A 14,496-nucleotide genomic window follows, 5' to 3' on the forward strand; every position below is an offset into this window, starting at 1 on the left:
CCCCCCGATGCTCAGTGGCGGCAGCCTACCGAACGGGACGCCCGCCGCAGTGACCAGCCGAGGGTCAGCAGGACCAGCCCGAGAGCCGCCGCAGGCCCCGGACCGGTGACCGGCAGGCCCCCGCCGGAGCCCGCACCGGCCGGGACGCCGTGGGCGACCGCGCTGTAGGAGATGCCGCCCCGGCTGACCGCGGCCACGAGCACCGTGTACTGCTCGCCGCCCGCCAGGCCGGGAATCGTGCAGGTCAGGGCCGGGTTCGCGGTGCAGCTCCGGCTGTCGTCGAGGCCGGCCCCGACAAAGGCGAGCGCCACGTACGCCCCGATCCGGTCGGCGCCGGTCTCCTCCGGCGCGGTCCAGCTGACCCGCAGAGCACCCGGCTGCGCCGCCACCCGTACGCCGGTGACGCTGCCGGGCGCCAGCGGCACCGCGGTGAGCAGGCCGCTCCTCGTGCAGTAGACGCTCATCGAGACGTCGACACCGCAGCTGCCGTGCGCGCCGACGGAGAGGTCGGCGACGCGGGGTGATCCGCTGCCGAGCAGCAGCCGGGCCAGCGACGACGTCCGCATCCGGCTGCGGTCGATCGCCGCCGGCCGGGCCCGGTCCGCGAGGTCACCGGTGCCGAGCTGGCCGTCACCGTTGGCACCCCAGCAGAACGCCTCCCCGGCGGAGGTGACACCGCAGGTCGAGTCGCCGCCCGCCCGGACACCGGTGTAGGTCCGCTGCCCGTTGCGGGTGGGGACGTCACGGTCACCGCGCCCGCCGGCCTGACCGTGATCGTCGGCGCCCCAGCAGTACACGGCTGATCCCGTACCCAGGGCGCAGGCGTGCCGGCGACCCAGGCTGATCTCCCCGTACGGGCCACCGGCGACCGCCACCGGCACGGGCGAGGGGTCCGCGGAGACACCGCCGCCGTCACCGAGCCGGCCATGGGAGCCCGCACCCCAGCACCACGCCTTGCCGGTCTGGTCCAGGGCACAGGTGTTGTCGTCACCGGCGGCCAGGTCGATGACGCCGGTGAGACCCGGCACCTCCTGCGGGTTGGCCTCGCTGGTCCCGAGCGTGCCGGCACCGAGCTGACCGGCGTTGTTGCGGCCCCAGCACGAGACGGTCAGCTCCACCGTGAGCACGCAGGTGTGGTCGGCGCCGGTGACGATCTGCACCACCCCGGCCGCCACCTGCGCCGGGCGCGGCCGCGGGTCGAAGCTGCCGTCACCGAGCTGCCCCTCGTCGTTGGCACCCCAGCAGTAGGCGACCAGCCCCGCCTCCGCGGACTCCAGGGTGAGCGCGCAGGTGTGGGCGCGTCCGGCCTGGACGTTCAGGATCCCGGCCGTACCGGCCAGACCACCCTTCGCCGACACGCGTACGGGTGCAGCCGAGCTCCGGGTCGTCCCGTCACCGAGACGCCCGTCGGGGTTGGCGCCCCAGCACCAGAGGTCGGCGAACTGCACGATCGCGCACGTGTGCCGTGGCCCGGCCGCGACAACCCCGGCGCCGACGCCGGACTCCTGGGCCGACGGACCCGGCGCCAGCCCGGCCCGCTCCAGAATCGCAGCCTGCGCAGCCCGGACCACAGCGGGCTCCGGCGCCGGGGTCGCTCGGGTGATGGTGGGATCCGGCACGGGGGCGGCGCTCGCCGGCTGGGGGAACAGCGGGAGCAGGGCGGCCGCTGCGGCGAGCCGGATGAAGATCCACATGCGGGTCAGCGAATCACACCGCATCGGGCTTCAGGGGCGGAAAGCCCCATACGTCCCACGCGTCCGGTGGTGCCTCTACCGCAGGCTCGGAGCGGGCGGCGTCTGCCCGTAACCGGTCGTGGGGGCGAGGCCGGACGGTCGCGGCAGACCCGAGGGTGCGTCGGCGGCCGGGCGGCCGTAGGCGTCGAGCGCCCCGGGCCGGCCACTGCCGGGATCGGCGTGATCGAACGCGAACGGCTGCGGCTCGGTGCCGGAGGCCACGGGTTCTGCCCGCGCGTGCCGTCCGGTCGACACCGGCTCGGCCGGCCACGACGGCGCCGGCTCCTGCTCGCCGAAGACCTGGCTGCCGCCGGCCTGCGGGGTGAAGGCGGAATGCCCGCTCTGCAGCGGGATGCCCGGGTGGGCGGCGTAGTTCTGCGGGAACGTCGGTGCGCCCGCCGGGCCCCACAACTGGCTCGCCTGCTCCTGGCGCTGCTCGCGGACCGCCTTACGGTGCTTGACGATGCGGGTCACCGCGTAGACCGGGCCGACAAACGCCCAGAAGGAGATCGTGTAGCGCCCGCCTGGGAAGAAGAAGACCAGGTAGACCGCGTACGCGAGGCTGGCGGCGGCGATCAGGAAGCTGAGCACCCGGCTGAGCGTCGAGGTGCCGAAGCCCTTGACGCCCAGGACCGACAGCAGGACCGCGGTCGCCAGCAGCATCAGGATGTAGAACAGGAAAAAGCCGTCGGACACTCACGTCTCCCTAACGGGGTGGGGTGTTCGCAACGGTAAGGAGACCTGAGAGCAGTTCGGGTGCGGTCCGGGTGCAGTTCAGGAGCGAACGGCGCTGAGGTAGGCCGTGGCCATCGTGTGCCGTGTCGGCAGGCCCGCCAGGCTCTCGACGCAGGCGTCGAGGCGGTCGCGTTCGGCCGGGGTCAGTGCCTGCTCGATCGCCTCGCCGTAGGTCGGGGCGAGGGGGTTCGGGGCCGTCCGCTTCAGGGCCGCCCAGTCCCCGATCGGCGGTCCCGGCACGTCGACCTCGGCCCGGTAGTCGAGCGTCACCTGGGTGAAGCCCGCCTCGACGGCCCAGCCGAGCAGGTCCCGTTCGTCGAAGTCGACCATCGCGGCGTGCCCCGTGTAGACCTGACGGACCTTGGACACCAGGTCGGCCACCGGGGTCGGGCCCAGGCCGAACATGTCGTGCACTTCCCGGCGTACCGGAAAGCTGTTGATCGGCTCGAAGATCGACAACCGGCCGCCGGGGCGGAGCACACGGCGGAACTCGGCGAAGGCCTCGGCCTTGCGGGTCACGTAGATCAGCACCGACCGGGTGGTGACGACGTCGGCCGACGCGTCGGGGATCGCGCTCAGATCGTCGGCCCCCGCCTCGACAAAACTGCTGCGCTCCGGGTCGGCGTGCCGGCGGCACTCGTCGAGCAGGGCGGGCGAGACGTCGCTGAAGATCACGTGACCGGACGGACCGACCAGGTCGAGGGCACCCAGTCCGATCAGGCCGGTGCCGGTGCCGACGTCCAGCAGCGTGTCCCCCGGCGCGACGGCCGCGCGACCGAGAACACCGTCCCGGAACGCCAGCAGCTGCGGTGCGAAGAGGTCACGCAGCTCGGCCGAGCCGCCGTCACGATGCCGCAGGAGCCAGTCGGCCCACCTGTCCGTTGTCATCCGCCGACCGTATCCGGACATGGGCGAGCGGCCCGGTCGTGGGAGAGCCGGGCCGCTCGCGATTCAGGGATGGATCAGGGAAGTGCGGGGTACGCGTTGGCCATCAGCTGGCGGAACTGTGCCGAGAACCAGGCCCCCGAGATCGGGGCCCCGGCCAGGGCGCCGGTGGCACTGTTGCCGTTGCGCTCGTTACCGGTGTAGGTCGGGTCGCACATCCGGTCGAAGCCCTTGCCCTCGTTGTTGGGGATGAGGGTGCTGGAGCCGTCGGACTCACCCGGGGGCTTGACCCAGACGTAGGCGTCGATACCGGCGGCCGGGGCAGCCTTGGGACGCTCGCCCAGACCGGCACCGTCCTGGTTGCACCAGTTGCCGGCGTGGATCCGGCGGTCGATGCGCGACGAGTTGACGAAGGTGTTGACGTCGGTAGAGGTGCTGGCCGCGGCGGGCCGGCCACTACCGCCCCAGCCGTTGCGGGACGTGTCGATCAGCATGCCGATGCCCGCGTCGAAGCCGGTCGAGACCAGCTTGGTGCGGAACGCCTGGGCGAAGGACAGCTCGTCGACGTAGTAGTTCCAGTCGACCCACTTGGACTGCCGCACCGACGTACCGTTCACGTTCGTGTTGATGTTGAAGTGCGGCTCGGTCAGCGCCGAGTAGTTCGCGGTGTTCGTGATGAACCCGTGGACGTTCTTGACGTTGCCCGAGGCCACAGCAGCCTGGTACATGATGTCCGCGGTCGGGCCGAAGTTCGTGTCCCAGCCGATCCAGCCGTGGTGGGCGGCGTCCACGTAGTTGTAGACGTTGCCGATCGCACCGAGCTTGTTCAGCGCGTACCCGACACCCTGCACGTACCCGCCGTTCGCCTTCATGGTGGCGCAGGTGGCGACGTTGGTGTTGGTGACCAGGTTCGGCAGCGAGTCGATCTCGATGATGTTGATGATCCGCAGACCCGCGTACTTCGGGTCGGCCTGGATCGCCGCGATCGGGTCGATGTAGTCGCTCTTGTACTTCGGCAGGTCGTTCACGCCGAGCTCACCGTTGGAGGCGAGCGCCGAGCAGTCCCGGCCGGGCAGGTTGTAGATGACGAACTGCACGTAACCGGCGCCCTGGGCGAGAGCCGCGTCCAGGTGGTCACGCAGGCCCATCGAACCGTTGGAGCTGCTGCCGGTGGTGCCGGCGATGGCAGCGATCCGGTCCAGCCAGACGGCGGTCGGGTTGCTGGAGACCCGGTTGCCGCCGGGCTCCGCGTCGGCCTTGGCCTTCCACTCCGGGTTCACGTACCCCTGCACACCCGCGTACGGGTTGTCCGCCTTGGTACCGGACGGCGGCGGCGTCGTGGGTGGCGGCGTGGTCGGTGGCGGTGTCGTCGGCGGCGGCGTCGTCGGGTTGCTCGGCGGCGGCGTGGTCGGTCCGCCCGGCGTGCCGGTGCAGGCCGTACCGTTGAGGCTGAACGTGGCCGGGGTCGCGTTCGTGCCGGAATAGTCGGCGTTGAAGCCGAACGTCGCCGACGCGTTCGTGGCCAGGCTGTTCGCCCACGACGGGCTGGTCGCGGTCACGTTCTGACCGGACTGGGTGACGGTGGCACTCCAGCCCTGGGTGATCCGCTGATTGCCGCCGAAGGCCCAGGTCAGATTCCAGCCGCCGGAGATCGGATCGCCGAGGTTGGTCACGGAGACGTTGCCGGTGAACCCGGTGCTCCACTGATTGACCGAGTAAGTGACACGACAGCCCGCCGCGGCGCTGGCCTGCGACGCCGCGACGGCAATGCCGGCGCCACTGAGGAGGGTGATCGCGGCGGCGGCCGTCAGGCCGCGCGTCACGGTGTGGGGACGTGGACTCATGCGCAAGCGCTCCTGGAAGACATGGCTGCGCCCGGGGCAGGCACGGCCGAGGGGAACGAACTTCCGCGCAGGAGATCGACCGGTGTCGCTGACCTCCTGCGTGACGCCAGACTATGGGAGCGCTCCCATGACATCAATACGTAATGACTGCGAAACTTTTCGTGTCTGGCCTCTCCGGTCTCCACTTTGGTCGCGCGACCCGCCCTCCGGTGAGGCTCTGCCGGCCGCCGCGAGGGGTCATCGTGCAGCTCAACGCGCCGTTTGGAGCACCGCACCCTGGGTGGTGTCCTGCCCGGGAAGCACGTCGACGCTCTGCAAATTTGTGTCCACTGCGAAACTCCGTCTCCCCGCCAGAACTTCGGGTGGTCGGCTTGGGCTGCCTACTCGGACCCGTGATCGATTGGCGCCGGTGCTGGCGCGCTCCGGCACCGGACTGCGACCCGGTCCGTGTAGACGGCCCAGCTGGCCCTGTCTGCCCGAAGCGCTTCACCCGATCACCGGCGCACCCCCGACTTCCTTAAGGTTGGGTGGACGGCCCGACTTCCTCGAAGTTGGGTGGACGGCCCGACTTCCTCGAAGTGGGGCCATCCCATGACGGACAGGCCAGCCTCACGCAAGCCGCGGCGATCGCCGGCGGAGCAACCCGGCCGGGACGCCGGGCCTTCCACAACCGGCCAGACCTGACTTCCTTGAAATAACCGGCCAGACCTGACTTCCTTGAAATCGGGCCTCCGTGACCGGTGTAGCTCGACCTCAAGGAAGTCAGGCTCTCCCCGCACCGAACCGGCCCAACTCCAAGGAAGTCAGGGCCGCCCGTGACCGGGAAGCCCAACCTCGAACGCGTTAGGCCCTCGCCGCGACCGGGATCGGGATCGGGATCGGCGGACCGTAAGTAAGCCGCGGTCATACGCGGCGGACCGTAGTAAGCCGCGACCATGCAACGGCGGACCGTTCTCGGGCCGGGATGCCAGGCCCATGACGACCGGGCGAGCGCAACTTCAACGAAGTCGGGGCCTCCCACGGCCGGGAAGGCCCAACTTCAACGAAGTCGGGGCCTCCCATGCCCAGGAAGGCCCAACTTCAACGAAGTTGGGGCTTCACGACCGGGCGAGCGCAACTTCAAGGAAGTCGGGCTCGCCAAGGCCAGGAAGGCCCAACTTCACGGAAGTCGGGCCTTCCGCAACCGGTGGAGTGCCCAACTTCAAGGAAGGCGGGCACTCCACCGACGGGACAGGTTGATCGCAGAGCGAGCCGCGGCGATCCGACGGCGGAGCAACCCATGCCCGAATACCGAGCCCATCACAACCGGGACAGGCCCAACTTCAAGGAAGTCGGGCCTTCCACAGCCCGGAAAACCCCAACCTCAAGGAAGTCGGGCCTTCCACAGCCCGGGAAGCCCCAACCTCAAGGAAGTCGGGCCTTCCACGACCCGGGAAGCCCCAACCTCAAGGAAGTCGGGCCTTCCACAGCCCGGAAAACCCCAACCTCAAGGAAGTCGGGCCTTCCTCACAACCGAACAGGCCAATTTCAAGGAAGTTGGGCCCGCGCCGCCACTGAGCAGGGACAACCATAAGCAGACCCAGACCACCATGCCGGGGCGAAGACAACTTCAAGGAAGTTGGGCGATCTGGTGACCGGGAAGGCCCAACTTCAAGGAAGTCGGGCCCAAGGGAAGAGCCGTGACCCTGCCCGACCGTTCCTACGCCGGCCGATATCGTCGCGGTCCGGGTGGACGAACAGCGGCGGCCCTGACGGCCGATGAGCCGATTCAGGACCGCCGCTGAGAGATAGATCTACTGGAAGAGCTTCGCCGCGGTGATCGCAGTCTGGATCACGCCGTAGCCGAGCAGGACCGCCACCAGGGCCCAGGACACCACAAGCCGGATCATGCCACGGCCTCCTTCTCCTCGGTACGACTCTCGTGGAAGCGTTCAGGCACCGGCTTGACCAGCAGGTTCGCGATGAACCCGACCGCCAGCACCCCAACCATCGTGAACAACGCCGGCTGGTAGGCCGAAGCCGTCAGCGTCCCCGGTTTGCCCTGCGCATCCAGGAAGCCGTTGATGATCAGCGGTCCGACAACACCCGCCGCTGACCACGCAGTCAGGAGACGGCCGTGGATAGCGCCGACCTGGAAGGTGCCGAACAAGTCCCGCAGGTACGCCGGGATTGTCGCGAAGCCACCGCCGTAGAACGACAGGATGACCCCGGCCAGGATGACGAACAGGCCGACCGCGGCGTGACCGGCGGCCGCGAGCAACGCGTACAGGATCATGCCCACGCCCAGGTAGACCATGTAGATGCGCTTGCGGCCGATGAGGTCGGAGGTCGACGACCAGACGAATCGACCGGCCATGTTGAACAGCGACAGCACTCCCACAAAGCCGGCTGCGGCGGCGACCGCGACGCTGGACTTGCCGGCGTTGTCGCGGAAGAAATCCTGGATCATCGGGCTGGCCTGTTCGAGGATGCCGATGCCCGCGGTCACGTTGCAGAAGAGCACGATCCAGAGCAGCCAGAACGCGCGTGTCTTGATCGCGTTGGCCGCGGAGACGCTGGCCAGGGTGACCAGGGGCTTCTCCTTGACCGAGGCCGGGTCGAAGCCTTCCGGCTCCCAGCCTTCGGGTGGGACGCGCACGTTGAAGACGCCGAACATCATGATCACGAAGTAGCCCATGCCCAGCGTCAGGAAGAGCGCCACCAGGGCCCCGCCGGAGGCGACGGAGGTGGCCACGTTCGGGTCGTACCCGGAGTCGTAGGCCGAGAGGAGCTGCCGCGACAGCGGGCTGGCGATCAGCGCGCCACCGCCGAAGCCCATGATGGCGAGGCCGGTGGCGAGTCCGGGGCGGTCCGGGAACCACTTGATCAGCGTGGAGACCGGCGAGATGTACCCGATACCCAGGCCGATTCCGCCGAGGACGCCGTAGCCGAGGTAGACGAGCCAGATCTGTTTGGTGCTGATACCCAGCGCGGCGACGAGGAAGCCCGCTGCCCAGAAGCAGGCCGACACGAACATCGCCTTGCGGGGGCCGTTCGCCTCCACCCACGTGCCGCCGACCGCCGCCGAGAGGCCGAGCATGACGATGGCGATGCTGAAGATGATGCCGACGGATGTCTGGCCGGCGTCGAAGTGGGCGATGAACGAATTCTTGTAAACGCTGGTCGCGTAAACCTGGCCGATGCAGAGGTGCACGGACAGCGCGGCCGGGGGAATCAGCCAGCGGCTGAAACCGGGCGGCGCCACGGAGCGTTGACGGTCGAGCGCGGACAGCATCGGGCGCCTCCCAGACCTGGATGAGCTATCGAGGATCATCATCAACCCGCTGGAAACTTGCTGCAACAAATGTTGCCCGGTCGGACACAGCAGGGCGCAACGACGCCGGCTCGTGGAGCGCGGCGAGGACATCACGCCGGCGACGTTCCTCGTGGCGTGGCGCAAGCGGACGCAGGTGCAGCTCGCGATCCGGTCCCGGATCAGCCGGGCCCGTGCCCGCCTGACCGAGCTGCTCGCGAACGAGGGCCCGCGATGATCGACGTGCCCACTCCCCCGCCGACCGCGACCGGGCGGGCCGCATGCGCGGCAATCTGCTCACCCCGACCCCTGCGACCCGTCCGGCCCGCCCGCGGTCCGCCCACTAACGGTGGCTGGTCGCGGCCGTGGCGACCCTCACCCTGATCGCCAGGGTCGCCGTCTCTTTCCCGGTACGCCCTGACGACGCGTCCGGTGCTCGCGATGAGCCCGAACGAACTGAGCTCGACCTGCGCCGCGCCGCCCAGCCCTGTCTCGAGTGGCTCGACCCGGACCGCCGCGGCGAGGATCCGAACCGCCGCCGTTCGTCCCGGTGCCGCTCGACGACCTCACCGTCGCGGCACGTCCGGACGGCCGCTATGTCTTCCTCTTCCTCACCGACCAGGGCTAAGTCGCCTGCGACCTGACCAGGAAGGGCGCGTTCGGCCTGATCACCCGCACCGACGACGTCCGCCGAAAGGCCGAGCTGGTCAGCTACGACCGCGCCGGACTCGAGATCGGCCGCCGCCCGTCGGCCGGGCGGGACGACTGCTGCACCGACCCGGCGGGCACCGTGATCTACGGCAAGGCGGGGCCGGGCTGCCGCCCCGCCGACCCGTGGCGCTGAGCGTCGAAGTACGGCTCGGCCGCCTCCAGCCGGGGCACCTCCACGCCGAGCCGGCGCGCTTCGGCCAGAGTGTCGCGGCAGACCGCGCGCAGCTCCTCGGGGTTGGCGTGGGCCTCCATCACGACGCGCATCGGCGGGAAGTGCTTGAAGAACCACGCCATGGCCGGTGCCGCCAGCCGGACGGGCGCCTTGAACGGCATCAACTCGCCGCGATGCCGTCGCAGGTCGACACCGCGCGCCTCGACGAGCGCCAGCAGCTCGCGGGTGGCGAGGAGCGCCTCGCGGACGTCGCCGGGCGTCAGCCCCGACAGTGAGCCCCGCTTCAGGCTCTGGGTGTGCAGGCCTGCGTTCTGGACGAAGTGGATCGACAGCCAGCCACGGAAGTCGGAGCTCTCCGTGATTCTGAACCCTGCCTCACGGAACACCTGGCGTACGGCCTGCTCGCGTGCGGTCTGCGGACGGTCGAGGGTGCCGAAGAAGACCACGGGGAGCAGCGAGCCGCGCAGCACGCCGTCGTCGCCGAAGCCGCCGCCGGCTCCGGGGAAACCCCAGGCCACCTGGTCGGCGGGGAGGGCTTCCGTGGCGGTCAGCGGCTCGACCCACAGGTTGTTGAAGACGAGCACCGTGGCGCCACTGGCGCGCGGACCGAGGAAGGCCGCGGCCTCCGCGAAGTTGTAGTGCTGCACGCTCAGCACGATCAGGTCGAAGTCGTGGTCCGGTTCGAGCGTTTCGCGGTACGTCACCGGCCAGCTCTCGGTGACGCGCTTTCCCCACGGCCGGCGCCGGGCGTCGAGCACCTCGAGGTCGATCGTTCCGCCGTACTCCGCGGCCCGGCCCGGGCGGACGAAGAACTCGACGTGGTGCCCGGCCCGTTCCAGGGCCCAGCCGTACATTGCGCCGATAACGCCCCGGCCGAACATCAAGATCTTCACACGGCACCTCGTGGTCTACAATCGGAGATCATCTCCACTTAGAAAATATGGAGACAGTCTCCACTTGTCAAGGAGGTACGGCGTGACAGAGGTCAAGCCGTTGCGTGCCGACGCGCGCCGTAATCGCGACGCCCTGCTGGCCAAGGCCCGCGAGCTCTTCGCCGGCGGCTGCTTCGATCTGCGCTTCGACGACTTCGCCAAGCTGGCCGGCGTGGGCACCGGGACGCTGTACCGCCACTTCCCCACCCGCGAGGCCCTGGCCGAGGCGGTCTACCGGGAAGAACTCGTCTCGATGTGCGACCGCGCCCGCGACCTGCAGGCCAGCCTGCCCGCCGACGAGGCGCTGGCCGCCTTCCTGCACGGATTTGTGGACCACCTGTACTCCAACGAGGGCCTGGCCCGGACCATGGCGACACTCATGGCCACCCGCACGAGCGCTCTGGCCGAGGGCACCCGGGCGCTCGGCCAGGTGGTCACCGATCTCCTGGCCGCCGGCGCCCGGGCCGGAACGCTCCGCGACGATGTGGGCGCGGGCGCCGTCATGATGTCTCTGCACGGCGTCTGCACGGCCTATGACCCTGAGTGCCGAACCGACGCCGACGGTGCCATCACCGTGGTCATCGACGGTCTCCGTCCCCGGACGGCCTGACCGGGGCCCGGTCTCAGGGCAGGTCGAACGTGGCGACGACCGGGGCGTGGTCGGACTCGGGGAACTTGCTGTCGGTGGCGAACGAGGCCGACTCGTCGTGCAGCGTCTCGTTGTGGATCTCCGAGCCGCGGTAGTACGCGAGGAGGTTGCGCGTGACCAGCATGTGGTCGAGCATCTCGCCGCGGCCCTGGTGGAACAGCGTGTAGCGGCTCGGCTCGGGGACCGTGTGCTCGATCGGCACCAGGATCCGGCCGGCGAGATCACCGTTGCCGGTGTCCTCGACGCGTCCACGGATGGCCAGGACCGGGATCTCGTCGGGGGTGGCGTTGAAGTCACCCGCGACCACGATCCGGGCGTCCGGGTCGGCGTCGAGGATCTGGTCGACGAGCCGGCGCACCTCGAGGGCCTGGGCCATGCGTTTCATCGAGGAGAGGAACACACCCTCGGCCCACGCGTCGGCGCTGCGCCAGGTGAAGGTGTCGACGGCCTGGCCGGGGATCGGCGTGGGGATCTTCGACTTCAGGTGCACGTTGATCACGTGCAGTGTCCCGCCGGCGAGGGCGAGGCCGACGTGCAGGATCGGGCGTTCGACACCGACCTCGATCGGGAACTGGTCGGCGGGGATCGCGGTCAGCCGCCGGTACGTCGGCGCCGACACGAGCTCGTTGCGCAGCTGGCGGCGGGACTGCACCGGCAGGTGGGTGGCGACGACCAGGTTGCGCTCGTTGAAGACGCCGTCGTCCTTGGGCTTGGTGCTGACCAGCTCGGCACCGGCCAGCTCGGTGCCGGCGAGCAGCTCCTTCAAGGCGTGCAGGCCGCGCGGCTGCCCGGGCCGTTCCTGCCCGTGGACTTCCTGGAAACACGCGACGGTGGCACGCAGCCGGACGATCTGCGGCCGCATCAGCGCCACCCGCTCGGCGAGGCTGGGCCGATCGCCGGCGGCCGTCTCGTCGAAGTTCTCCAGATTGAACGTGGCGATACGCAGCTCTGCCATGCCGCCGACGCTAGGGCTGCCGGCGTACCGGGGAAGTGGTTGTGTCCTTGATCCTGCAGCGGACCTGGCCGAACGGGGTCCGCTGCAGGACCGCAGGGACTACTGGCCCGAGTCGAACAGGGCCTTGATCTCCGTCGCGGACAGCGCCCGGTCGTAGAGGTGGACCTGGTCGACGGTGCCGTCCAGGTAGTCGACCGAGTTGCCGCCGTACTTGCCGCGGCCGATCACCGTGTTGCCCGTCGGGGCGGCCTGCGGGAGGCAGGCGCCGGTCCGGCCGGCGAGTTCACCGTCGACGTAGAGCCGCAGCTCACCCGCCACGCTGTCGCGCACACCGGTCACGTGGTACCAGCGGCCGACCTCCGGCTTGCTCGGGCCCAGTGCCCGCACACCCGTGAAGCTCATCGCGAAGCGCTGGTCGGCGCCCGAATACTGCAGGAAGAAGTCGCTGTTGCTGGCCCCGTCCTGGCTGACGATCGTCTGGAACGCGCCGTCGGCCTTGTCGAGCTTCACCCACGCGGAGGCGGTGTAGTCCGAGGCCGTGTTGAGCACCGGCGCGCCCGTGTCGATGAACTGCGTGGAGCCGTTGACGTCGACACCCTGGCCGTTCTTGGCCGCGACGTACGCCGGACCGCCGACCAGCGTGGCGTCGTGGTCACCCGCGGCGTCCTCGGTCGTGCCGTCGAGCGGGTAGAACGCGATGCCGGTCAGGCCGGGAGTGCCGGCCGGCGGCTGCGGGACGTTCGTCGCGGTGCCGTCGGCCTTGGCGATGATCTCCTGGTTGATCGCCCGGACCTGGGTGAAGTCCATCTTGGCGACCTGCCGGTCGTAGGTCCAGAAGCCGTTGAGCTCCCCCTCGACGTCGGTGATCTGCGTGTAGATCGCCGCGCTGATGCCGCACGACTGCGCCGCCGTGAGGACCGCCCGCTGGTTCTCGACGTACTTGCGGGTCAGGGTGGCCGAGTCGGGTGTCATCTCGTACGCCTGGCCGTCGCCGAACCACATGTGGTTGGAGACCTTGAGGCCGTACCCGCCGTGCTCGCCGTCGATCGACACCCGGGTCGCGTCGGGCGCCGGTGACGCCGGGCCGAGGTACTGATGGAAGTCGATGACGTCGCCCTTGCCCGAGTCACCCTTGGAGTTGCAGCAGTTCACGCCGCTGTGGGCGTTCACGAGCCGGCTCGGGTCCTGCTTCTTGACGTCGTCGGCGATGCGGCCGGTGGCCGTGCGGTCCCACTCGCCCCAGCCCTCGTTGAAGGGCACCCAGGCGATGATCGACGTCCAGCTCGCGTGTTCCTTGACCATCTCGTGCAGCTCGGACTCGAACTGGTCACGCCACGGCTCCGGGATCGGGCCGGTGTTCGCGGCGGGCATGTCCTGCCAGACCAGCAGGCCCAGCTTGTCGGCCCAGTAGTACCAGCGGTCGGGCTCGACCTTGATGTGCTTGCGGACGGCGTTGAAGCCCATGTCCTTGTGCTGCTGCAGGTCGAACTTCAGGCCCGCGTCGGTCGGCGCGGTGTTCAGGCCGTCCGGCCAGAAGCCCTGGTCGAGCGTCGACATGTTGAACAGGATCTTGCCGTTGAGGGCGATCCGCAGCTTGCCGTCGGCGCCCTTCTTGGTGCCGATCTCGCGCATACCGAAGTACGACTGCACGGTGTCGAGGCTCTTCTTGCCGCTGAGCAGGGTGACCTCGAGGTCGTACAGGAACGGGGAGTCCGGCGACCACAGTTTGGCGTTCGGAACGGGCAGCTTGAGATCCGTACCGGCAGCTCCGGTGACCCTGCCGACCACCTTGCCGTTGCTGCGCGCAACGGCCCGGACCGTCAGCCCGTCGCCGCGGACGGTGTTGACCTTGATCTTGAGCTGGGAAGCGCCGACGTCCGGCGTCGTCGTCAGCGACGAGATGCTGGAGACCGCGACCGGCTCCATCCAGACCGTGCGCCAGATGCCGGAACTGCCCTGGTAGAAGATGCCACGGTCGGACACACGGCGCTGCTTGCCGATCGGCTGGCCGGTGGCATCGGTGAGATCCTCGGCCCAGACGATCAGCTCCTGCGGGCCCTTGCCCTTGAGCGCATCGGTGACATCGATGTCAAAGCCGTCGTACCCACCACGGTGCGTCGCGACCTGGGTGCCGTTGACCCACACCTTGGCGTCGTAGTCGACCGCGCCGAAGTGCAGCACCAGTCGCTGCCCCTTGCCGACCTTCCAGTCGGTGGGCACGGTGAACGTGCGCCGGTAGAACATCCGGTCCTCGCGGCGCTGGATGCCGGAGAGCGCCGACTCGATCGGGTACGGCACCAGCACCCGCTCGCCGAGCTCCTGCCCGACGGGCGGCGCCTGGTCGACCGCGGCCTTGCCGAACTCCCACACGCCGTTCAGATTTTGCCAGCGGCTGCGGACCAGCTGCGGACGGGGATATTCGGGCAGCGCGTTGTCGGGGCCGACCTCGGCCGTCCAGGGGGTCGCGATGGGCGGAATGCCCTTGTGCCAGGCGGGGCCGGCCTCGGGCGCCGGCGCGGCGCCCGCCGCTCCCGCGGTGCCGACGGCAAGAAGAGTGACGGCCGCCACTGTCGTGACTCTCCGTCTCA

The 14,496-nt window shown here is 69.6% G+C and carries 12 protein-coding genes; 3 read left to right on the forward strand and 9 right to left on the reverse strand.

The genetic code is table 11. The features are described 5' to 3' along the window. Positions 1–11 precede the first annotated feature (11 nt). The 6 genes from AFR_RS44005 to AFR_RS27425 all read right to left on the reverse strand — a co-directional run bounded on the left by AFR_RS44005 (position 12) and on the right by AFR_RS27425 (position 8,471). Complete coding sequence (locus AFR_RS44005; protein WP_023560056.1) at positions 12–1,694, reverse strand: RCC1 domain-containing protein; 1,683 nt, start codon at positions 1,692–1,694, stop codon at positions 12–14. A gap of 75 nt (positions 1,695–1,769) precedes the next feature. After that, positions 1,770–2,429, reverse strand: coding sequence for a hypothetical protein (locus AFR_RS44010; RefSeq protein ID WP_023560057.1), 660 nt, complete (start codon positions 2,427–2,429; stop codon positions 1,770–1,772). A 78-nt stretch (positions 2,430–2,507) separates the two neighbouring features. Continuing rightward, positions 2,508–3,356, reverse strand: a complete 849-nt coding sequence (locus AFR_RS27415) for a class I SAM-dependent methyltransferase (protein ID WP_023560058.1) — start codon at positions 3,354–3,356, stop codon at positions 2,508–2,510. A 74-nt stretch (positions 3,357–3,430) separates the two neighbouring features. Beyond that, complete coding sequence (locus tag AFR_RS27420) at positions 3,431–5,197, reverse strand: glycoside hydrolase family 6 protein (protein WP_041841179.1); 1,767 nt, start codon at positions 5,195–5,197, stop codon at positions 3,431–3,433. 1,793 nt (positions 5,198–6,990) lie between these two features. Further along, the gene (locus AFR_RS48825) at positions 6,991–7,086 is read right to left on the reverse strand and encodes an MFS transporter small subunit (RefSeq protein ID WP_023560060.1); all 96 of its coding nucleotides are present in this window, start codon (positions 7,084–7,086) and stop codon (positions 6,991–6,993) included. Continuing rightward, positions 7,083–8,471: an OFA family MFS transporter gene (locus AFR_RS27425; RefSeq protein WP_023560061.1), complete on the reverse strand. Its 1,389-nt coding sequence runs from the start codon at positions 8,469–8,471 to the stop codon at positions 7,083–7,085. Before AFR_RS27425 ends, AFR_RS48825 begins: the two co-directional genes overlap by 4 nt. Before the next feature lie 112 nt (positions 8,472–8,583). Between AFR_RS27425 and AFR_RS46875 the strand changes: the two genes are divergently transcribed. Further along, positions 8,584–8,727, forward strand: a complete 144-nt coding sequence (locus AFR_RS46875; RefSeq protein WP_158510575.1) for a hypothetical protein — start codon at positions 8,584–8,586, stop codon at positions 8,725–8,727. A gap of 258 nt (positions 8,728–8,985) precedes the next feature. Continuing rightward, positions 8,986–9,117, forward strand: coding sequence for a hypothetical protein (locus AFR_RS48480; protein ID WP_274519436.1), 132 nt, complete (start codon positions 8,986–8,988; stop codon positions 9,115–9,117). Between the two features lie 167 nt (positions 9,118–9,284). Here the strand turns inward: AFR_RS48480 and AFR_RS27430 are convergent, their stop codons facing one another. Then, positions 9,285–10,265: a ketopantoate reductase family protein gene (locus AFR_RS27430; RefSeq protein WP_023560062.1), complete on the reverse strand. Its 981-nt coding sequence runs from the start codon at positions 10,263–10,265 to the stop codon at positions 9,285–9,287. Positions 10,266–10,347: 82 nt separating this feature from the next. On the opposite strand from AFR_RS27430, the gene AFR_RS27435 reads away from it, so the two are divergent. After that, entirely contained in the window at positions 10,348–10,914 is a 567-nt protein-coding gene (locus AFR_RS27435) for a TetR/AcrR family transcriptional regulator (RefSeq protein WP_023560063.1), read from the forward strand. A gap of 13 nt (positions 10,915–10,927) precedes the next feature. Here AFR_RS27435 and AFR_RS27440 read toward each other — a convergent pair whose 3' ends face one another. Then, a complete protein-coding gene (locus AFR_RS27440; protein ID WP_023560064.1) occupies positions 10,928–11,908 on the reverse strand; it encodes an endonuclease/exonuclease/phosphatase family protein in 981 nt (326 codons plus the stop codon). A gap of 99 nt (positions 11,909–12,007) precedes the next feature. Continuing rightward, positions 12,008–14,476 carry a LamG-like jellyroll fold domain-containing protein gene (locus AFR_RS27445; protein WP_023560065.1) on the reverse strand — a complete coding sequence of 823 codons (2,469 nt, stop codon included), beginning with the start codon at positions 14,474–14,476 and terminating at the stop codon, positions 12,008–12,010. Between the last annotated feature and the right edge of the window lie 20 nt (positions 14,477–14,496).

This window comes from Amorphoplanes friuliensis DSM 7358, assembly GCF_000494755.1.
Classification (GTDB): Bacteria; Actinomycetota; Actinomycetes; order Mycobacteriales; family Micromonosporaceae; genus Actinoplanes; species Actinoplanes friuliensis.

What these genes read in the sequence shown, in the direction of transcription:
- AFR_RS44005 (WP_023560056.1), bottom strand. Translation starts at nt 1,694, where the DNA reads ATGTGGATCTTCATCCGGCTCGCCGCAGCGGCCGCCCTGCTCCCGCTG.
- AFR_RS27415 (WP_023560058.1), bottom strand. Translation starts at nt 3,356, where the DNA reads ATGACAACGGACAGGTGGGCCGACTGGCTCCTGCGGCATCGTGACGGC.
- AFR_RS27420 (WP_041841179.1), bottom strand. Translation starts at nt 5,197, where the DNA reads ATGAGTCCACGTCCCCACACCGTGACGCGCGGCCTGACGGCCGCCGCC.
- AFR_RS48825 (WP_023560060.1), bottom strand. Translation starts at nt 7,086, where the DNA reads ATGATCCGGCTTGTGGTGTCCTGGGCCCTGGTGGCGGTCCTGCTCGGC.
- AFR_RS27425 (WP_023560061.1), bottom strand. Translation starts at nt 8,471, where the DNA reads ATGCTGTCCGCGCTCGACCGTCAACGCTCCGTGGCGCCGCCCGGTTTC.
- AFR_RS27440 (WP_023560064.1), bottom strand. Translation starts at nt 11,908, where the DNA reads ATGGCAGAGCTGCGTATCGCCACGTTCAATCTGGAGAACTTCGACGAG.